This is a genomic window from Pantoea sp. Lu_F5_004 (assembly GCF_051136245.1).
Lineage (GTDB): Bacteria > Pseudomonadota > Gammaproteobacteria > Enterobacterales > Enterobacteriaceae > Pantoea > Pantoea agglomerans.
Map to the genome: position 1 here is coordinate 3,488,108 of NZ_CP194946.1, position 18,858 is coordinate 3,506,965.

19 protein-coding genes and 3 tRNA genes are annotated in these 18,858 nt (G+C 57.4%); 11 read left to right on the forward strand and 11 right to left on the reverse strand.

Features of this window, described 5'->3' with window-relative positions:
* Positions 1 to 699, forward strand: coding sequence for an urea ABC transporter ATP-binding subunit UrtE (urtE, locus tag ACR8BN_RS16250; RefSeq protein WP_010253632.1), 699 nt, complete (start codon positions 1 to 3; stop codon positions 697 to 699).
* A 7-nt stretch (positions 700 to 706) separates the two neighbouring features.
* On the opposite strand, the gene ACR8BN_RS16255 is transcribed toward urtE, so the two are convergent.
* The 3 genes from ACR8BN_RS16255 to rbsK are packed head-to-tail and all read right to left on the reverse strand — an operon-like array spanning position 707 to position 3,969.
* Positions 707 to 1,720, reverse strand: a complete 1,014-nt coding sequence (locus tag ACR8BN_RS16255; protein WP_031593295.1) for an aldose 1-epimerase family protein — start codon at positions 1,718 to 1,720, stop codon at positions 707 to 709.
* The gene (fucP, locus tag ACR8BN_RS16260; RefSeq protein ID WP_115387915.1) at positions 1,717 to 3,042 is read right to left on the reverse strand and encodes an L-fucose:H+ symporter permease; all 1,326 of its coding nucleotides are present in this window, start codon (positions 3,040 to 3,042) and stop codon (positions 1,717 to 1,719) included. The genes ACR8BN_RS16255 and fucP overlap by 4 nt, the downstream gene beginning before the upstream one ends.
* A 9-nt stretch (positions 3,043 to 3,051) precedes the next feature.
* A complete protein-coding gene (gene rbsK / locus ACR8BN_RS16265; protein ID WP_434747110.1) occupies positions 3,052 to 3,969 on the reverse strand; it encodes a ribokinase in 918 nt (305 codons plus the stop codon).
* A 391-nt stretch (positions 3,970 to 4,360) separates the two neighbouring features.
* On the opposite strand from rbsK, the gene deoR reads away from it, so the two are divergent.
* From deoR to ACR8BN_RS16285, 4 genes are all read left to right on the forward strand, one after another.
* Positions 4,361 to 5,125 carry a DNA-binding transcriptional repressor DeoR gene (gene deoR / locus ACR8BN_RS16270; RefSeq protein ID WP_010253621.1) on the forward strand — a complete coding sequence of 255 codons (765 nt, stop codon included), beginning with the start codon at positions 4,361 to 4,363 and terminating at the stop codon, positions 5,123 to 5,125.
* A 191-nt stretch (positions 5,126 to 5,316) separates the two neighbouring features.
* On the forward strand, positions 5,317 to 6,984 hold the full coding sequence (gene ettA, locus ACR8BN_RS16275; protein ID WP_031593292.1) for an energy-dependent translational throttle protein EttA: 1,668 nt from the start codon (positions 5,317 to 5,319) through the stop codon (positions 6,982 to 6,984).
* Positions 6,985 to 7,048: 64 nt separating this feature from the next.
* Positions 7,049 to 7,213: a YhfG family protein gene (locus ACR8BN_RS16280; RefSeq protein ID WP_109652447.1), complete on the forward strand. Its 165-nt coding sequence runs from the start codon at positions 7,049 to 7,051 to the stop codon at positions 7,211 to 7,213.
* A gap of 12 nt (positions 7,214 to 7,225) precedes the next feature.
* The gene (locus tag ACR8BN_RS16285) at positions 7,226 to 7,828 is read left to right on the forward strand and encodes a Fic/DOC family protein (RefSeq protein ID WP_434747111.1); all 603 of its coding nucleotides are present in this window, start codon (positions 7,226 to 7,228) and stop codon (positions 7,826 to 7,828) included.
* Here the strand turns inward: ACR8BN_RS16285 and ACR8BN_RS16290 are convergent.
* Positions 7,809 to 8,705: a LysR family transcriptional regulator gene (locus ACR8BN_RS16290; protein ID WP_010253616.1), complete on the reverse strand. Its 897-nt coding sequence runs from the start codon at positions 8,703 to 8,705 to the stop codon at positions 7,809 to 7,811. The genes ACR8BN_RS16285 and ACR8BN_RS16290 overlap by 20 nt on opposite strands.
* A 204-nt stretch (positions 8,706 to 8,909) precedes the next feature.
* Here ACR8BN_RS16290 and ACR8BN_RS16295 point away from each other — a divergent pair, with 204 nt between their 5' ends.
* Positions 8,910 to 9,911, forward strand: a complete 1,002-nt coding sequence (locus tag ACR8BN_RS16295) for a zinc-binding alcohol dehydrogenase family protein (RefSeq protein ID WP_031593288.1) — start codon at positions 8,910 to 8,912, stop codon at positions 9,909 to 9,911.
* A 45-nt stretch (positions 9,912 to 9,956) separates the two neighbouring features.
* Here ACR8BN_RS16295 and nadR read toward each other — a convergent pair whose 3' ends face one another.
* From nadR to serB, 3 genes are all read right to left on the reverse strand, one after another.
* Positions 9,957 to 11,198, reverse strand: a complete 1,242-nt coding sequence (gene nadR, locus ACR8BN_RS16300) for a multifunctional transcriptional regulator/nicotinamide-nucleotide adenylyltransferase/ribosylnicotinamide kinase NadR (protein WP_010253612.1) — start codon at positions 11,196 to 11,198, stop codon at positions 9,957 to 9,959.
* A gap of 75 nt (positions 11,199 to 11,273) precedes the next feature.
* Positions 11,274 to 12,656 carry a DNA repair protein RadA gene (radA, locus tag ACR8BN_RS16305; RefSeq protein WP_031593287.1) on the reverse strand — a complete coding sequence of 461 codons (1,383 nt, stop codon included), beginning with the start codon at positions 12,654 to 12,656 and terminating at the stop codon, positions 11,274 to 11,276.
* 13 nt (positions 12,657 to 12,669) lie between these two features.
* Positions 12,670 to 13,647: a phosphoserine phosphatase gene (gene serB / locus ACR8BN_RS16310; protein WP_031593286.1), complete on the reverse strand. Its 978-nt coding sequence runs from the start codon at positions 13,645 to 13,647 to the stop codon at positions 12,670 to 12,672.
* A 107-nt stretch (positions 13,648 to 13,754) separates the two neighbouring features.
* On the opposite strand from serB, the gene ACR8BN_RS16315 reads away from it, so the two are divergent.
* The gene (locus tag ACR8BN_RS16315; RefSeq protein ID WP_010253606.1) at positions 13,755 to 14,405 is read left to right on the forward strand and encodes a YtjB family periplasmic protein; all 651 of its coding nucleotides are present in this window, start codon (positions 13,755 to 13,757) and stop codon (positions 14,403 to 14,405) included.
* 667 nt (positions 14,406 to 15,072) lie between these two features.
* On the opposite strand, the gene yjjG is transcribed toward ACR8BN_RS16315, so the two are convergent.
* From yjjG to ACR8BN_RS16330, 3 genes are read right to left on the reverse strand one after another with little or no spacing between them, the layout of a single operon-like run.
* On the reverse strand, positions 15,073 to 15,753 hold the full coding sequence (gene yjjG, locus ACR8BN_RS16320; RefSeq protein ID WP_010671712.1) for a pyrimidine 5'-nucleotidase: 681 nt from the start codon (positions 15,751 to 15,753) through the stop codon (positions 15,073 to 15,075).
* Between the two features lie 18 nt (positions 15,754 to 15,771).
* Positions 15,772 to 16,212: a ribosomal protein S18-alanine N-acetyltransferase gene (gene rimI, locus ACR8BN_RS16325; RefSeq protein WP_010253603.1), complete on the reverse strand. Its 441-nt coding sequence runs from the start codon at positions 16,210 to 16,212 to the stop codon at positions 15,772 to 15,774.
* Positions 16,184 to 16,594 carry a DNA polymerase III subunit psi gene (locus ACR8BN_RS16330; protein ID WP_022625367.1) on the reverse strand — a complete coding sequence of 137 codons (411 nt, stop codon included), beginning with the start codon at positions 16,592 to 16,594 and terminating at the stop codon, positions 16,184 to 16,186. Before ACR8BN_RS16330 ends, rimI begins: the two co-directional genes overlap by 29 nt.
* 106 nt (positions 16,595 to 16,700) lie before the next feature.
* Between ACR8BN_RS16330 and rsmC the strand changes: the two genes are divergently transcribed.
* From rsmC to ACR8BN_RS16350, 4 genes are all read left to right on the forward strand, one after another.
* Positions 16,701 to 17,732, forward strand: coding sequence for a 16S rRNA (guanine(1207)-N(2))-methyltransferase RsmC (gene rsmC / locus ACR8BN_RS16335; RefSeq protein WP_010253598.1), 1,032 nt, complete (start codon positions 16,701 to 16,703; stop codon positions 17,730 to 17,732).
* 151 nt (positions 17,733 to 17,883) lie between these two features.
* Positions 17,884 to 17,970, forward strand: a tRNA-Leu gene (locus ACR8BN_RS16340).
* A 30-nt stretch (positions 17,971 to 18,000) separates the two neighbouring features.
* Positions 18,001 to 18,087, forward strand: a tRNA-Leu gene (locus tag ACR8BN_RS16345).
* Between the two features lie 28 nt (positions 18,088 to 18,115).
* Positions 18,116 to 18,202 (forward strand) — tRNA-Leu (locus ACR8BN_RS16350).
* A 161-nt stretch (positions 18,203 to 18,363) separates the two neighbouring features.
* Here the strand turns inward: ACR8BN_RS16350 and ACR8BN_RS16355 are convergent.
* The gene (locus ACR8BN_RS16355) at positions 18,364 to 18,648 is read right to left on the reverse strand and encodes a DUF1435 domain-containing protein (protein WP_010251467.1); all 285 of its coding nucleotides are present in this window, start codon (positions 18,646 to 18,648) and stop codon (positions 18,364 to 18,366) included.
* Positions 18,649 to 18,858: the final 210 nt, after the last annotated feature.

Below are 18,858 nucleotides of genomic sequence, written 5' to 3' on the forward strand. Positions count from 1 at the left end.
ATGTTACAGGTTACTGAACTGAATCAATATTATGGCGGCAGTCATATTCTGCGCGGCCTGTCGTTTGAGGTAAAGATTGGCGAAATCACCTGTCTGCTGGGGCGCAATGGCGTTGGGAAGACCACGCTACTGAAATGCCTGATGGGGCTGATCCCGGCGAAATCGGGCGAGATTCACTGGCAGCAGCAGCGCATGAATGGCCGCAAGCCGCACCAGCGGGTGCAGGCTGGCATCGCCTGGGTGCCCCAGGGGCGGGAAATCTTTCCGCGTCTGACGGTGGAAGAGAATCTGCTGATGGGGCTGTCACGCTTTCCGGCTGCCCAGGCACGTGAAGTGCCGGAGGAGATCTACCAGCTCTTTCCGGTGCTGCTGGCGATGAAGTCACGCCGGGGCGGCGACCTCTCTGGCGGTCAGCAGCAGCAGCTGGCGATTGGCCGGGCGCTGGCCTGTCGGCCACAGCTGTTGATCCTTGATGAGCCGACCGAAGGGATCCAGCCTTCGGTGATCAAAGAGATCGGCGCGGTTATACGCCAGCTGGCACAGCGGGGAGATATGGCGATCCTGCTGGTAGAGCAGTTTTATGACTTCGCGGCGGAGCTGGCGGACAGCTATCTGGTGATGTCGCGTGGAGAAATTGTGCAGCGTGGCCGCGGCGACACCATGGAAGCAGAGGGTGTGCGCGGCCTGGTGGCGATTTAAACCCGGCTCAGAGTAAGCCGGTCTCGACAGAAAAGTGGCGCTGTTCACCGTGCGCCAGGGTGATCAGCGTGCCAGCCTGCTGCGCGGCAAGAAAGCCCTCTGGCCGACAGGTGGCGGGTAGAATATAGGCCGCCACCTGCTGATCGTGGTTATGCAGCAGCCAGCGAGTGGCGTGCGGGAACTGCGCGGTAGAGAAGCGCGTCATCAGCGCATAGCCCTGCGGCGCATGCAGCTCAAACTGCACCTCATCGCCATACTGCGGCAGATCGTCCGCGAAAAAGACGATCTCCGGATCGCAGAGCTGCGGCTGATCGAGCTGCTGTAACGCCTGCGGATCGCGCGCCAGCCGATCGGTGTAATCCCGCCAGGCGGGCGTCGGTCGCAGATGCGCCGGGATCGAACGACGCAGCTGGAATGCCTGTTCGGGGATCGACTGCCGGAAGCGGCCCTGATCGATCCACGCACTGTTGAGGTGACACATATACTGCAGCGGCATCGGCGCGCCAGCCAGATTAGTAACTGTCATCTCGATCGTCAGCCGGGGCTGGTCGGCAGGAATGCGGACGGCGGGTGCGGCCAGGTAGTGATGGCCGAAGCCTTTGACATATTCACACTCCCCTTCCAGCGACAGCGTCTGATCCTCCAGCACCAGCCAGGCACTGTCCATGCGGGCGCAGGCCATCTCACCATGCAGCGGATGATCGTCCTCTGGTGCGGGACAGCCGTTGGCCAGCAGCCCTGAATGAAACGCGAAACAGCCATAGGTGTCGATGATCGAATTTGCGGGCAGCGGCTGCTTAAAACTGTGGCCCATTGTCAGGTTATGATCGTCGAACTCTGCGTCCCAGATCATCTGCCCGAGAAACGGCAGCACGGTCACGTTGCCGCGCCGGTTATGAATGCGCACCGCCTCAATGCCCGCCGGATAGCGAAACAGCTCAACCCGGAAATCATCGCTCTCCAGCAGCACCCAGGGTGTGGTGTGAAACTGTTCACGCGCTAAGGGTAAACGGGTTTTCATGGTAACTCCTCCGCCAGACGACCGGTCGCAACCGGCTGTTTTTTATGGCGCAGTTCGCCATAGAAGTAGAATCCGACCCAGGCGAAACAGAGCAGCGAGACGCCAAATGCCAGCTGCATAGAACCCAGTGAGTCCGAAACCAAACCCTGCAGCGCCGGGACAAAGGCCGCACCGACAATCGCCATCACGATAAACGCGCCCGCGACTTCGGTATATTTATTATCGACCGTCGCCAGCGTTCCCGCGTAGATCGTCGCCCAGCAGGGACCAAACAGCACGCTGACAAAGACGGCGGCGTAGACGGCGGTAAAGTTCGGCACCAGCATCACATAAGCCAGCGTCAGCACTCCCAGCACCGAATAGGCAATCAGCACCTTCCCGGCGCGGAAACGGGTCATCAGGAAGTTCGCCACGAACTTGCCGATAAAGAAGCAGATGAAGCTGTAGATCATAAAGTTCGAGGCGTGACGTTCATTAGTTGCCCCCAGCGTCAGCGCCAGACGAATGGTAAACGACCAGACCGCGACCTGCATGCCGACATAGAGAAACTGGGTCACAATTCCACGTTTAAAGTGTCGGTTGCCAGCCAGATAGCGGAACGTCTCGCCCAGCGAAGGGCGCGATCTCTCGCTGCTTTCGGGTTTACAGCGCGGATAGCGGGTGAACATAAACAGCAGCATCACCACCACCAGCACCATCACCAGATATTTGTAGGGCTCCAGCGTGTGTTCCAGCATCGTCAGGCGGAACGCATGTGCCTGCTCTGCCGTCATGGTCGCCATCTGACTCTCCAGGCTGTCGCCCTCCTGGAACACCAGATATTTGCCCAGCACGATCCCCATCAGCGCCCCGATCGGATAGAAGGTCTGACTGACGTTGAGGCGCAGCGTGGCGTGATCACGATGGCCAATCATCGAACTGTAAGTGTTGGCGGCGGTTTCCAGGAAACTCAGGCCGATGGCGATGGCAAATATCGCCGCCAGGAACATGGTGTAGGTCGCCATGTGCGAGGCGGGATAGAAGGCGATACAGCCGGCAATGTAGAGCGCCAGGCCGATCATGATCGCCATCTTGTAACTGGTCTTGCGGATCACCAGCGACGCGGGGATCGCAATCAGAAAATAGCCGCCATAAAAGGCACTCTGCACCAGCGCACTGGCAAAGTCGCTCAGCGCAAATACGCTTTTAAACTGGGTGATCAGGATATCGTTAAGACTCGCCGCACAACCCCAGAGCGGAAAGAGGCACGACAGCAGAATGAACTGGAACAGCGGCGTTTTATTCAGATAGCCATCAGATTGCTGAACAATTTTCTGTTGCATGGCAGAACCTCAGTTACGGTTGAGAAAACGCTGGAAACTCTCTGCGTCGGGATAGGCGCGCTGGGTGCCGCGCCCGGTGACGCTGCAGGCGGCATAGGCAGACGCCTGGGTCATGGCGGCGGCCACATCGCCGGTTTTCACCAGCAGATAAGCAAAGCAGCCGATAAAGGCATCGCCCGCGCCGCTGGTGTCGACCGCCTGAACCGGTGTGGCAGCCACGCGATGGACCTCGTCGCCGCTCATCCAGACCGATCCCCGACTGCCCAGGGTGATGATCAGATTTTTAAGGCCGCGCTTCAGCAGCGACTGTCCGGCGAGGATCACCTCTTCATCACTGCTGACCGGCAGGCCGGTAAGGATCTCCAGCTCGGTTTCGTTGGGCATAAAGAAGTCGCATTTGCAGGCGTAATCAATATCAAGCGTGGCGACGGCCGGCGCCGGATTAAGGATCACTTTGATCTGATGCTGGCGGGCAAAATCGATGGCGTAATAGACCGTCTCCAGCGGGATCTCCAGCTGCAGAATGATCAGCTGGCAGGCTTTCAGCGCCTCTGCCGCGTCGTCGATATCGGCCGGTTTCAGCTGCTGGTTTGCGCCCTTGATAATCAGAATGCAGTTCTGCGACTGGTCATCGACAAAAATCGGTGCCACGCCGCTGGAGGTGCCCGCCGCCGTGGTGACGAAGCGCGTGTCCACACCCTGCTGTTGAAGGTTTGCAACGGTGTTCGGAGCAAAGAGATCGTCACCGACCTTGCTGACCATCATCACGTTGCCGCCCATTTTTGCCGCCGCGACCGCCTGGTTGGCCCCTTTACCGCCGCAGCCAATGGCAAAGTCGGGCGCTTCAAGGGTTTCACCCGCTTTCGGCAGGCTGTTGGTATAGGTAATCAGATCGACCATGTTTGAGCCGATGACCGCAATTGTCATGACCTTTTCTCCCGGATGTTTTTTAAACTTAAAATGTTATTAAATTAACAATAACAATTCTTAAAGGTTAAATATGTGACAAAAACCACATCCTGACACGGTGGTTATGGGCGAATAACGGCATGCAATGGGATTTTCAGTGTTATTATTATAACAACCTAACATCATTGAACGCGGATGGTGAAGCCACAACCGCCCGCGGTGATGTGCCGATATCACCACACGCTGACAGCACGGCGGAGGTTTGCGGCCCTCACGGATTGCAGGTAAGATTGACTGCCAGCCTGGCGGATGAGACGCAACTCATTCAAATCTGTGAGGTTTGTAGCGTATTGACGTCGATCCCGGCGTCTTTCCTCCGCACTGCAGGATAGGGAACAGAGAGATGACCATGGAAACCCGGCGCGACGAACGCATTCACAAGCTGACGCAGGCGCTGAAACGCACCGACAAACTGCATCTGAAAGATGCGGCCCAGCTGCTTGGCGTCTCAGAGATGACGGTTCGCCGCGATTTAACCGAGCCGGGCTCCAGCGTGGTCCTGCTGGGCGGCTATATCGTCAGCGATCCGAAAAGTCATGCCAGCCACTATTTTGTCAGCGACCAGCATGGCCAGAATGCCGCCAGAAAGCAGCGGCTGGCACAGGCGGCCGCCAGCCTGATCAATGAGAACGATACGGTCTTTTTTGACTGCGGCACTACCCTGCCCTACATCGTGGATGCGATTCCCGACACCCTGTCGTTTACTGCCATCTGCTGCGCCATGAATACCTTTCTGACGCTGAAAGAGAAACCGGCCTGTAACGTGATTCTCAGCGGCGGTGAATTTCATGCTGACAACGCCCTGTTTACGCCGATTGGCGTGCATACCATCCTTGACGATCTCTGCCCGACGCTGGCCTTTATCTCCGCGGCAGGCATCGACAAAGATCAGGGCGCGACCTGCTACAACACCAATGAGCTGATGATGAAGCATCACGCCATGCTGCGCGCCCGAAAGTCGGTGCTGGTGGCTGACAGCAGTAAATATGGCAAGGTGCTGCCTGCCCGCATCGCCGAGCTGCAGCGCTTTGATCTGCTGGTGAGTGACAGCGCGCCCGATCAGGCGTTGCAAAACTGGCTGGCCCAGCAGGCGATCCCGCTGCGTCTGCCCTGACGCCTCTTTCTGACATGCTCTCCTGACTCTGTCAGCTATTGAGTGTGGAAATCAGTCAGTTATGCCTGGCAATGCCCGGCATCGGCTCCGCCACGCTAATATTCGCCGCCCCCCGGCTGGGATTAAACGGTGAAAAAGGCTAAACTTCGACATCATTCCAACGACCAACAGACCCAGAGGCTCAAACCAACGTGGCTCAATTCGTCTATAGCATGCATCGCGTCGGCAAAGTGGTTCCGCCGAAGCGACATATCCTGAAAAACATCTCGCTCAGCTTCTTCCCTGGCGCAAAAATTGGCGTACTCGGCCTGAACGGCGCGGGTAAATCTACCCTGCTGCGCATCATGGCCGGCATCGATAAAGATATCGAAGGGGAAGCGCGTCCGCAGCCAGGCCTCAAGATTGGCTACCTGCCGCAGGAACCGCAGCTTAACCTTGAACACACCGTGCGTGAGTCGGTAGAAGAAGCGCTGTCAGAAGTCGTTGGCGCACTGAAGCGTCTCGATGAAGTCTATGCGCTCTATGCTGAAGAAGATGCAGACTTCGACAAACTGGCCGCTGAACAGGGCCGTCTGGAAGAGATCATCCAGGCTCACGATGGTCACAACCTGAATACCCAGTTGGAACGTGCTGCCGATGCGCTGCGCCTGCCTGACTGGGACGCGAAAATCGCCACCCTTTCCGGTGGTGAACGTCGTCGCGTCGCCCTCTGCCGCCTGCTGCTGGAAAAACCAGACATGTTGCTGCTGGACGAACCGACGAACCACCTGGACGCCGAATCTGTCGCCTGGCTGGAGCGCTTCCTGCACGACTTCGAAGGTACCGTCGTCGCGATTACGCATGACCGTTACTTCCTGGATAACGTTGCAGGCTGGATTCTGGAACTTGACCGCGGTGAAGGGATTCCGTGGGAAGGTAACTACTCCTCCTGGCTGGAGCAGAAAGATGCGCGTCTGGCGCAGGAAGCCTCTTCTGAAGCCGCTCGTCGTAAGTCGATTGAGAAAGAGCTGGAGTGGGTGCGCAAAGGGCCAAAAGGCCAGCAGTCTAAAGGCAAAGCCCGTCTGGCACGCTTTGAAGAGCTGAACAACACCGACTATCAGAAACGTAACGAAACTAACGAACTGTTCATTCCGCCAGGTGCCCGTCTGGGTGACAAAGTGCTGGAAGTCAGCAATCTGCGTAAGTCCTATGGCGACCGTGTGCTGATTGACGATCTTTCGTTCTCGGTACCGAAAGGCGCGATTGTCGGGATTATCGGTCCGAACGGCGCGGGTAAATCGACGCTGTTCCGCATGATGTCCGGTCAGGAACAACCTGATTCGGGCGAGATTGTACTGGGTGAAACCGTGAAGCTGGCGTCCGTGGATCAGTTCCGCGACAGCATGGATAACGCCAAAACCGTGTGGGAAGAGGTTTCCGGCGGTCAGGACATCATGCGCATCGGTAACACCGAGATGCCAAGCCGCGCCTATGTCGGCCGCTTTAACTTTAAAGGCGTCGATCAGGGCAAACGCGTAGGCGAACTGTCGGGTGGTGAGCGTGGTCGTCTGCACCTCGCGAAGCTGCTGCAGGTTGGCGGCAACATGCTGCTGCTCGATGAACCAACCAACGACCTGGACATTGAAACCCTGCGCGCGCTGGAAAACGCCCTGCTGGAGTTCCCGGGTTGTGCCATGGTGATCTCGCATGACCGCTGGTTCCTGGACCGTATCGCCACGCACATTCTGGATTATCAGGATGAGGGCAATATCGAATTCTTCGAAGGTAACTTTACCGAATATGAAGAGTACAAGAAGCGTACCCTCGGTGCCGAAGCGCTGGAGCCGAAGCGCATCAAGTACAAGCGTATGACGAAGTAACGATGTCAGGGGGAGGCTCAGGCCTCCTCCTGCTTCACCAGTGACGTTTTAAGGGCTGAACGCAATGAAGAAAAAAGCTGAGCGGCCAGTGGCTAAAAAAGCTGAAGCGATTTATGAAGCCACTAAAGTCGCAAACTTTGCCGCAAGTTCCCTGCTGGAGGGGATACGTATTTCAGCAGATGCTGAATTATCGACCCTGGAACAGGTTCGGCGCCGCTATAAGCAGTAACAGGAAGCCAACGTGAATCGTTATCTTGTCTGGCGAGATCACTACTGTTATCCCGATTCCGATGTGCTGATCAATCGTTATGATATCCGCGAACAAACACTGCTGGATCAGGCTGAGCGTGATGTTACCGCGCTGACCATTCACCACATTAAGCTCTCTCATCCTCCTTTTACCCTCCAGTCACTGTGTCACATTCATTACTGCCTGTTTAACGAGCTTTATAGCTGGGCGGGCCAGATACGCGATATCTCTATCAGCAAAGGAGAGACCCGCTTTTGCCAGCCCGCTTTTATTCTGCGTGAAGCGGCGAAATTATTTGCAAAACTGGCGTGCGAAAGATGGCTGGAGCAGGCTAACCATGAAGCTTTTTGTCATCAGGTTTCCTGGTATTACTGCGAGTTCAATATTCTGCATCCCTTTCGGGAAGGAAACGGTCGGGCATTACGCATTCTGTTCGAACATATCATTCTTCATGCAGGCTATCAGGTGAACTGGGAAGGCGTGAGCCCCAGCGACTGGTTAGCGGCAAATATCGCGGGTTACCAGAGTGGCCCGGAAAAAATGGCGGCACTCTTCCTGCGCCACATTGTGCCGGTCAGCGATAAAACTCCCTGAACACCGGTGACTGCAGCGCGAACTCAATAAACCGCGCCAGCGCAGGTGAATTCAGTTTACGGCCCGGATAGACCAGCCAGAGCTCATTCCCCTCGATTTCCCATTCCGGCAGTACCGGCACCAGCCGGGGATCCGCCATCGCCCCATCGGTCAGAAAGTGCGGCAGCAGCGTAATGCCCGCATCGCCCAGCGCAGATTCGCGCGCATAGAGCAAATTGTCGGTGAGATGGCCCGGCGGCAGCAGCCAGCGATAGAACTCATCATCGCGCTGCAACACCCATTCATTCCAGGCGCGATGCGCAATACAGCGGTGGGCCGACAACTGCTGTGGATGAACCAGCGGCGGATGCTGATCAAGATAGCGCTGTGAAGCGACCAGCAGTCGCGGGCAGTTGCCTATCCGGCGGCCAATCAGCGAGGACTCCTGCGGCTGACCGGTGCGCAGCGCCACATCAAAGCCCTCCTGCACCAGATCACGCATCTCATCGGAGATCGAGACATCCAGCGTCACATCGGGATAGAGACGTAAAAACGCCGCGTTACAGCGCGCCAGCAGCGTGGCACCAATCCCCGCCGGGCTGGTGATGCGCAGACGCCCGCTGGGGTTTTCGCGCAGGCTGGCGATCGCCTGATCGGCGCGTTCACTGGCCTGCATCATCTCCTGACAATGCAGCAGATAGCGCTCACCGGCAAAGGTCAGATTGAGCTGGCGGGTGGTACGGTTCAGCAGACGAATCCCCAGCCGCTGCTCCAGCTGGCTGATGCGCTGACTGACGCTCGATTTTGGCAGCCCTGCGCGTTCTGCCGCGCCGGTAAAGCTGCCGCACTCCGCCACCAGCGCAAACAGCGCCATATCCTGCCACTGACGAAACGCCATTGTTCACCTCAGACGAACACTCTATGAAGGATTGTCCATCTTATCACCGCTAAAATCAGGTTCTACACTTAAAGCCTGTTCCGAATCATCAGCCAGTCTGCCGCGAACAGCGTGGCACAGCCCCTGCGGAGTGTGAGCACTCTCCAGGGCCAGAATGGCAACCACAAGATCCAGGCTTCCAGCCTGACTAAACAGGAAAAATTTATGTCTATTCGCGCTATCGCAATTAATCCGGAAAGTCCTGAAAACTTCACTGAAATTTTCCCTGAAACCCCAGCGCCAGGTGAGTATGACCTGCGGGTCGAAGTTAAAGCCGCGTCGGTCAATCCGGTTGATACCAAGGTGCACAAAGGGGCGATGAAGAACGGCCTGCAGCAGCCTCGCATCCTCGGCTGGGATGCCAGCGGTGTGGTGCTGGAAGTGGGCAGCAAAGTCAGCAACTTTAAGCCAGGCGATAAAGTTTTTTATGCGGGCGACCTGACCCGTCCCGGCAGTAACAGCACCGAGCAGCTGGTTGACTCACGCATCACCGGTCACAAGCCAGAGAGCCTGGACTGGGCGCAGTCCGCTGCGATCCCGCTGACGGCCCTGACCGCCTGGGAAGGATTGTTTGAGCGACTGAACCTTGAGTCAGCAACGGAAGATCAGACGCTGCTGATCGTCGGCGGCGCGGGCGGCGTCGGATCGCTGGCGATCCCGCTGGCGAAGCTGCGCAGCAAGGTGAAGATCATTGCCACCGCTTCGCGTGAAGATTCCGCGCAGTGGTGCCGCGATCGTGGCGCCGATCTGGTGATCAACTACAAAGATATGATTGGAGAGCTGGAAAAACAGGGTATTAAGCAGGTCGACTATATCTTCTGCCTGAATGATACCGACGGCCACTGGGAGACCATGGCAAAGCTTATCGCCCCGCAGGGCCATATCTGTACCATTGTGGAAAACGAACATCCGCTGTCAATGGATCAGCTGAAGCTGAAGAGTGCCGCACTGCATTTCGAGCTGATGTACACCCGCAGCATGTTTAACACGCCGGATATGGCGCGTCAGGGCGAGATTCTGGATGCCGTCTCGGCGTTGCTGGATGAAGGTAAGCTGCAAACCACACTGAGCGAGACGCTGCACGGCCTGAGCGTTGAGACCTTAACCGCTGCCCATCAGCGCGTACTGGAAGGCCACATGCGCGGCAAAGTAGTGATGGTGTATTAATGCGCTGACCCGGCTGCCCTGCGGCAGACCGGGTCACAGCATGCGTTACGGCTGGGCGTTTTTCTCGCCCAGCATCGCTTTCACCAGTTCAATGCAGCGCAGGAACCGGGTGTCATAATCATCCTCCTGCACGTGCAGGAATTCGATGTTGTTTTCCCGCAGCATCGTCACCAGCATCGACTGAAACTCCCGTCGATCAACGGAACTGCCCAGGCTGCGCAAGCCATCGGCAACCCACGGCACGTTGTTCTCCAGCAGAATCACCAGATCAAAGCGATATTCATCGATCAGTGCCTGCACAAACGGATGTTCACGCCCCTCATACTTCAGACAAAACGCCTGCGTGGTGACAAAGTCGGTGTCGATAAAGGCCACTTTATTGGCGTATTTAACCGCGAAATCGATGTACTGCGCCTGGCCCAGCGCGATCTTGTCGTAATCAGAATATTGCAGTGCCATTTCATCACCGCCCAGGTGGGAAAAGACATAGTCGCGGCCATATTCCCAGGCACTGGTGGTATTGAAAATGTTGGCGAGTTTATTCACCAGCGTCGATTTACCGCTCGACTCACCGCCGAGGATCGCCACGGTGCGCACAAAGAAAGGTTTCACTTCGGTCGGGATGTAATCCCAGAAGCGGAACGGATCCTGACGGATCTGCGCGCCGCTGATGCTCATAAAGGATCGGCTGGGATCGACCAGTACGGTCTGAATGCCAAGATGCTGCTGATACATCTCCGCATCGGGCGCTTCGCTGGTGTAGATGCAGTCCGGCGCAATACCATGCTCGCTGAGAAACGCGCTGACGCCCTTACTCCAGACATCCCAGCCGTGCGGATAGGGCTCGATCCCCTCCTCATCAAAGGCGTGAATGCGGATATTTTTCTGATACTTAAAGGTCTGCAACAGCCAGCGCAGGCGATCGCTGACCGTGGGCTGTTGTGACATCGCGCTGTTCTCAAACAGCTCGCGGTCACGTGGCTCGTCGTAGCCCATGATGATATGCAGCTCATCGACCTGGCTACAGGCGCGCTGAATCAGATAGATATGGCCGGTGTGCAGCGGATAGAACTTACCAAACACCACGCCCACCGTTTTATCGCGGCGCGGAAACTCCAGCCCCAGAAAACGGTGCAGCGCCTCCAGCTTTTGCGCGCTGGGGCTTTTGATTTTGGCATTGAGCAACTGGCTCAGATAGCCTTTGGTCATGCCGCTGGCATCAGCGACCTGTTGCAGCGTGTGGCCCTGCTGGCGAATGGCCGTTTTCAGATAATCAAACGACGACATGTCGTGCCTCCTGCATCAATGCGGTTAAGGTGGGAGCGGCCTGCCAGCGGTTTTTCGCTGGCGGCCGCAGGCGCGTTACAGATCGTCCAGAATCGCCAGCGCATCGGCCAGCTTCTTCGCGCTGAAAACCTGCATACCGGCAATCGGTTTTTTCGGTGCATTCCCTGCCGGTACAATAGCGCGTTTGAAGCCATGCTTCGCCGCTTCAGCGATGCGCTCCTGACCGCTGGGCACCGGACGGATTTCGCCCGCCAGTCCCACTTCTCCGAAGATCACCAGATCCTGCGGCAACGGACGATCGCGCAGGCTCGACACCATCGACAGCATCAGCGCCAGGTCAGCACTGGTTTCAGTGACTTTGACGCCGCCGACCACGTTAACGAACACATCCTGATCCGCCATCTGCAATCCGCCGTGCCGGTGCAGCACCGCCAGCAGAATCGCCAGACGGTTCTGCTCCAGACCCACTGCCACGCGGCGTGGATTGCCCATCATCGAGTGATCGACCAGCGCCTGAATCTCCACCAGCAGCGGTCGCGTTCCTTCCCACAGCACCATCACCGAACTGCCCGAGGTGACCTCTTCGCCGCGCGACAGGAAAATAGCTGACGGGTTGCTGACTTCACGCATGCCCTGCTCGGTCATAGCAAACACACCCAGTTCATTGACCGCGCCGAAGCGGTTTTTATGACTGCGCAGGGTGCGGAAGCGGGAATCGGCATCGCCATCCAGCAGTACCGAACAGTCGATACAGTGCTCCAGTACTTTCGGTCCGGCCAGGGAGCCATCTTTGGTGACGTGACCGACCATGATGATCGCCACACCGCGCGTCTTGGCGAAGCGCGTCAGGTAAGCGGCGGTTTCACGCACCTGGGCGACGCTGCCCGGCGATGACTGGATCTCCGCCATGTGCATCACCTGGATCGAGTCAATCACCATCAGTTGCGGCTGCTCCTGTTCGGCGATCAGGCAGATCTGCTCAATGCTGGTTTCCGACAGCATATTCACATTTTCGGTAGGTAATCCCAGACGATGGGCGCGCATCGCCACCTGTTGTAGTGACTCTTCACCGGTGACATACAGGGTTTTCATGCCCTCTGACAACCGGCACATCACCTGCAGCAGCAGCGTGGATTTGCCTGCGCCGGGGCTGCCGCCAATCAGAATGGCGCTGCCCGGCACCACTCCGCCGCCCAGCACCCTGTCAAACTCTTTGAAGCTGGTCGAGAAGCGCGGTAATGCCTCCAGGCTGATTTCAGAGAGCTTCTGCACCCGGCTGGTTCCGGCGCTGCCGGCATAGCCACTCAGGCGCTCGTTACGCGCAGCCGCGGGCGAGGCGGCAATGCGCACCTCGGTGATGGTGTTCCAGGCGTGGCAGGCGCTGCACTGCCCCTGCCAGCGTGGGTAATCTGCGCCACATTCGTTACAGACAAATGCGCGTTTTGCCGCTTTGGCCAAATCAATACCTCAGTTAACGCTCTTCGTGGATCAGGCTGCCGGTGAGGATGCAGAACACCCCCATTAAATCGGCATGGCGAATGGTGACCGCAGTCTGCTCATTCACCTTAGGTTTAGCATGGAACGCAATGCCCAGCGCTGAGGCTTTGATCATCAGCAGGTCATTGGCACCATCGCCGATCGCCACCGTCTGTTCCGGCGCGATGTCAAAACGCTGCGCCAGCTTCTTCAGGGTATCGGCTTTGTATTGTGCGTCGACAATCGGTCCCAGCACGTTGCCGGTCAGTTTGCCGTCGCGAATTTCGAGCTCATTAGCGACCACCGCCGACAGATGCAGCTTGTCGCGCAGGTATTCGGCGTAGTAGGTAAAGCCGCCAGACGCGATGGCAACCTGCCAGCCCAGCGCCTGCAGCTTCTGCGTCAGGGTGGTTAAGCCTGGCATCAGCGGCAGGGCATCACGCACCTGTTTCAGAATATTGGCGTCCGCGCCCTGCAGCGTGGCCACGCGCTGACGCAGGCTGGCGGTGAAGTCGAGTTCGCCGCGCATCGCGCGTTCCGTGACTTCCGCCACCTGCTCGCCGCAGCCCGCCAGTTTTGCAATCTCATCAATGCACTCGATCTGAATCGCGGTGGAGTCCATATCCATCACCAGCAGGCCTGGCGTTTTGAGATGCGGGATTTTGCCCAGCGGCGCAACATCCAGTCCGGCCTCGTGCGCCAGCTTGCTGGCAAACGGCGTCAGCGATCCCGCCAGACGAATCACCTGATACTCATCGACGTTCCAGGCGCTGACGATCACCATGGCGGCACCCAGCTGGTGCTGGTAATCGGTCAGCCGCTGCTTATCCAGCCCGCGGCCATACAGCAGCCAGCCGGTACGGCCAGCGCGATAATCCAGCGGCATCACTTCATCACCGCTAAGAGAAAGGGGCAAACCCGGCCAGAGAGAGACATCGGCGGGAAGATCGCACCAGGTTAAACGATTTGGCATCAGAGCTCCTGTAGGGACAACAAAACCACGCAAGAGGCTACCTTGTCTGCGCCGCTTCTGGCAACATAATCTCCAGGCTTTCTGTTGTGATATGACCCGGATGATTAATGGCTAAAACCGCACTGAAATTTCGCTTACATCGTACCGTGATCGTTCTCATCTCGATGGCGCTGCTGGTCGTGCTGATGCAGGGCGCATCCTGGTTCAGCCTCGGTCATCAGGCGGCGCGTTCTGAACAGGTCGAGGAGCTGGCGCATACGCTGACCAGCCAGGTGGCGTTCAGCCTTAAACCGTTGATGGACAACAGTGAAAATAACCGGACTCAGATAGAAGCCATCCTTAATCAGATGACGGCTAACAGCCGTATTCTGGATGCATCGGTCTATGACGGCGACGGCAGCCTGGTGGCGCACAGCGGTGAAAACATCAATGTACGCGATCGGCTGGCGCTCGACGGCCAGCGCGCGGGCAGCTATTTCAACCATCAGATTGTGCAGCCGCTGGCCGGAAACGAGGGTCCGCTGGGCTTTTTGCGCGTGACGCTGGATACCCATGTGCTGGTCACCGACTCGCATCAGGTCGATAACACCACCAATATTCTGCGTCTGATGATGCTGCTGGCGCTGGCTATCGGCATTATTCTCTCACGCACCCTGCTGCGCCACCGCCGCACCCGCTGGCAGCAGTCGCCATTCCTGCTCACCGCCAGTACACCGGTGAAAGAGGATCGGGATGAGGACGACGAGAAGAAAGAGTAGTGTTCCGGCACTGCTGTAAAGATAAAACAACGAAGGCCCGCACAGCGGTAATGCTGGTCAGTTAAGATTAGATTTGTAAAGGCTGTCACGGTCAAACGTGGCAGCTTTTTTTCCGGGCGAGCGTGCCGCAGTGCGGGCCAGCGCACCTCTGCTGCTGCCGGGCCGTCCTCGCGCCGCTCACGCGGTACCTTCGGCTTTGACGTCGTGCCGACGAACCGTTCGGGGATCGGCCCTCCCTGGCCGGCCCCGAACTGTCCACGCTTCCCGGCGTGGACTTCTGGCCCACCGTCACGCCTCAGCGCTGTGGATAGCCCTTTCAGCAGCAGAGGCGCTCAGGCTTTCACTCTCGTGCCCTTTTTAACAGCACGCACCAGAAGCTTCAGAGCAGGCCGGTGCCGGGCAGGGGCAGGCAATCCGCAGCGCTGAACAGAATGAGTCTGCCAGGAGAGCCCGCAGGACGCGGGCGAAAGGCGGGGCGGCACAGGATGTGCCATCCCCGGCGGTCCGTCAGGCAGAGGAATGAAGTGAAGGGACCGCGCAGCGGCGCGAGGACCGCCAGCCCCTGATCGGCACCAGACTGCGTTATCACCTGTCGCTTAACTGACTGACATTACCGCTGCGCGGGCCTTTTTTATGGGAAAGATGCTGATTTGCGAGGCGTCTTCCGTCAGCCGATGAGCAGCGCTTCCAGCTCGCCCAGCGATTTGACCTGCCAGGTGGGCTTAATATGTTCCGGCAGCGGCCGGGTGCCATGATCGAGCCAGCAGGTTTTAATGCCGGCATTCATGCCGCCCAGAATGTCTGACTCTGGCGTATCACCCACCATCAGCACCCGCTCACGATCCGGGTTGCCCATCAGATTCAGTGCGTAATCAAAAATCTCTGGCGCCGGTTTTGGCTGGCCGACCTGCTCGGAGATTACCAGCGCCGAGAAGTAATCGCGAAAACCGGTGCGCTCCAGACGCGTCTGCTGCAGCGCAGTAAAGCCGTTGGTGATGATGCCCATTTTCACCCGGCCATGCAGCTGGTTCATCAGGCTGACCGCGCCCGGCAGCGGCGTACAGATCTCTCCCATTGCGCTGAGAAAGCCGCTGTTGAGGATCTCCGGCGCAACGCTGAGCTTTTCGCTCCAGTGGTTGAAACGCTGAGTCTGCAGCTGTAACGCGGAGATAGCACCGTTCTGATAATCGACCCACAGCGGCTTGTTTATCGCCTGATAATCGCTGTAATCCTGGTCGGTGAACTGCACGTCATAACCGGCGAACAGGCGCTGCAAACCGGCATAGGCGTCGAAATGAAAAAGGGTATCGTCGGCATCAAACAGGATGCAATCCCAGTTATCAATCATTAAAGCTCCTTAACACCGCTACGGCGTCAGTGCCATGAGAATGGCATCTTCACGGCCGCTGGCGGTGGGATAATAGTTGGGGCGACGACTGACCTGATTGAATCCAAGCTGCTCATAGAGCGCGATGGCGGGCAGGTTCGAAGCCCGCACTTCCAGCCACAGCGTCAGCACGTCGCGTTTGATCAATTCATCGATCAGATGCTGCAACAGCTGGCGGCCCAATCCCCGGCGCTGAAAAGCGGGATCGACCGCGATGTTAAACAGCGAGGCTTCGTCCAGTACCACCTGCGTAATCGCAAAGGCGGCCATTTTGCCGTCAACGTCGAGACGTAAATTGATAAAGCGCTCGCCCTGATTGCTGGCAAACGTCTTTTCACTCCAGGGAAACGCGTGACTACGACACTCAATGGCGAAGGCCTGCGCCAGATCGTCAGGGGTGAGTAAAGAGATGGCTGTCATGGTTACACATCTGTTGCCAGAGCGCGCGTTTGGCGACGCCGCTGCTGATCAGTTCATTAAAAGAGGCGCTGGTTAATGCCACGCCATTGAAAGTCTGTTCGCTCTCTACGCCGAGCAGCCAGCCCGCGCAGTTCAGCGTTTCCGGCAGCATTTGCAGCTGATCCGGTGTCACGGTCATTACCTGAGCGGGTTGCAGATTGAGGGCATGCAGCACATCGCGCATAAGCGGTTCATGCAAACCGGGGGGCGCGTCAGCGACAATAATTAACTGCGTGTCCGGTGCCAGCGTGACGGCAATTTCGCCCTGAAGCACGCGCGGGCGGCGCAGTTGGTACTGCGTAATTCCCATTTGCTGTAAAAGCCAGTCGCGCCTGGACGTCATGGTGTTACCTGTTCTGCTGCCTGAATGCGACGCTATGCTAGCAAACCCATCGAACATGCGCCAACAAACCACTATAATCCCCGCTCAGATCTTACAGGAGCCCTACATGTCTGCTTTTACCCCGGCCAGCGAAGTCATTCTGCGCCACAGTGATGAATTTACCGCCCGCCATGTTTTATTTGCTGGCGATCTGCAGGATGACCTGCCCGCTCAGCTGGAAACCGCCTCGTCGCGCGTTCACACCCAGCAATATCATCACTGGCAAAACCTGAGCCGCCGTATGGGCGAACAGGCGCGTTACGGAATGGTTGCGCAGGCCGAAGATGTGCAGGGCTGCGATACCCTTGTCTACTTCTGGACCAAGAATAAGCCGGAAGTGCAGTTCCAGCTGCAGAACCTGCTGTCGCTGCTGCCGGTGGGCTGCGACGTGTTCGTGGTCGGTGAAAACCGCAGCGGCGTGCGCAGCGCCGAAGGCATGATGGAGTCGTGGGTGAAGCTGGAGAAGATCGATAGCGCGCGTCGCTGTGGTCTCTACCACGGACGCCTCGACAAGCAGCCTGAATTCGATGCCAGCACTTTTGGTCACCAGTATCAGCTTGACGGTCTGACGATTCATACCCTGCCTGGCGTCTTCAGCCGTGACGGTCTGGATAGCGGCAGCGCCCTGCTGCTGTCGACCTTTACCCCACACACCAAAGGTAAAGTGCTGGATATGGGCTGTGGCGCGGGCGTGATTGCCGCATCGCTCCCTGCCCGTTCGCCTAAAGTGCGTCTGTGGCTGTGTGACGTGCACGCAGCGGCGATTGAAGCGAGTAAAGCGACGCTGGCCGCCAATGGCATCGAGGGCGAAGTCTTCGCCAGCAACGTCTTCTCTGACGTGACCGGTCGTTTCGACATGATTATCTCTAATCCGCCCTTCCATGAAGGCACTCAGACCAGCCTCGATGCCGCACAGGCGCTGATTCGTGGTGCGGTGAAGCACCTGAATACCGGCGGCGAGTTGCGTATCGTTGCCAACACCTTCCTGCCCTACCCGCAGGCGCTGGATGAAGCCTTCGGCAGTCACGAAGTCATCGCGCAAACCGGCCGCTTCAAAGTTTACCGTGCCGTCTATGGTCGCGGTGCCAAAACGCGCTAAGGGTTTTTCCTGCCGTTAACTGCTTTGCCGGGCTGAAAACGTTGCTTTTTACAGCGATCGTTTCAGCCCGACGAAATAGTTGTTGACGCAAAGAGTAAAATCTCTAGAATGCGCCTCCGTGGTTGTAACATTCTCAAGGTGTTACGGGTATGCGAAGGTGGCGGAATTGGTAGACGCGCTAGCTTCAGGTGTTAGTGTCCTAACGGACGTGAGGGTTCAAGTCCCTCTCTTCGCACCAAAATCACAAGTTTCATATCGCGAGCACTGCGCGAAGGTGGCGGAATTGGTAGACGCGCTAGCTTCAGGTGTTAGTGTCTTAACGGACGTGAGGGTTCAAGTCCCTCTCTTCGCACCATTGCGGTGATATGAACAGACAACTCGATGCGAAGGTGGCGGAATTGGTAGACGCGCTAGCTTCAGGTGTTAGTGTCTTAACGGACGTGAGGGTTCAAGTCCCTCTCTTCGCACCAACGTTGTCATCTTCAGGCCTTTCCCGCTCATCTCTTCTGTTCCCCTGCGGTTTCGCTTTACCCCCTGCTCGTTTTACCTTTTCCAGTTGTTCTGTTTTCCGGTCGCTTTACCTTTTCCAGCCGCTTTACCCCGTACGCCGGTTGTACCCACTCCGCTTATGTTAATTCAGATGAAAATTCACAGAGACAGCCGCCAGTCCGCCCGCTAACGCCAGACAGGATGGCAGCAGCAGATAGTGACGCAGCCGCTGGTTAAACAGCATCACGACAGTCAGCAGCAGCGCAACCGTCATCACCATCCGCCACTGGCTGAAGCTCGGTTCCCATAAGGCGAACAGCGGCAGCGCAATGCACGGCAGCAACACGCCCCACGCACTATCCAGCTTTTTACCCAGTGCCCAACTGACTCCCCACAGGCCGCAGGCCGCGATAATCGCTATCCCCATGACACAAACCTCAAATGATAAGCATTCCCATTATCATATGACAGTTTTGCCTGCACTGCAGCCTGTTTTTGTCACGCCCGGCAACGAAGATGACAGACCAGTTGGAAAATGCTAGATTGCGGCCGATAACACCTTTAATAACAGCAACAGCAATAATTTGCTCATTGTCTGGCAGAACCTGATTTTGCCGGCGTGCGCTTTAGTATTTCA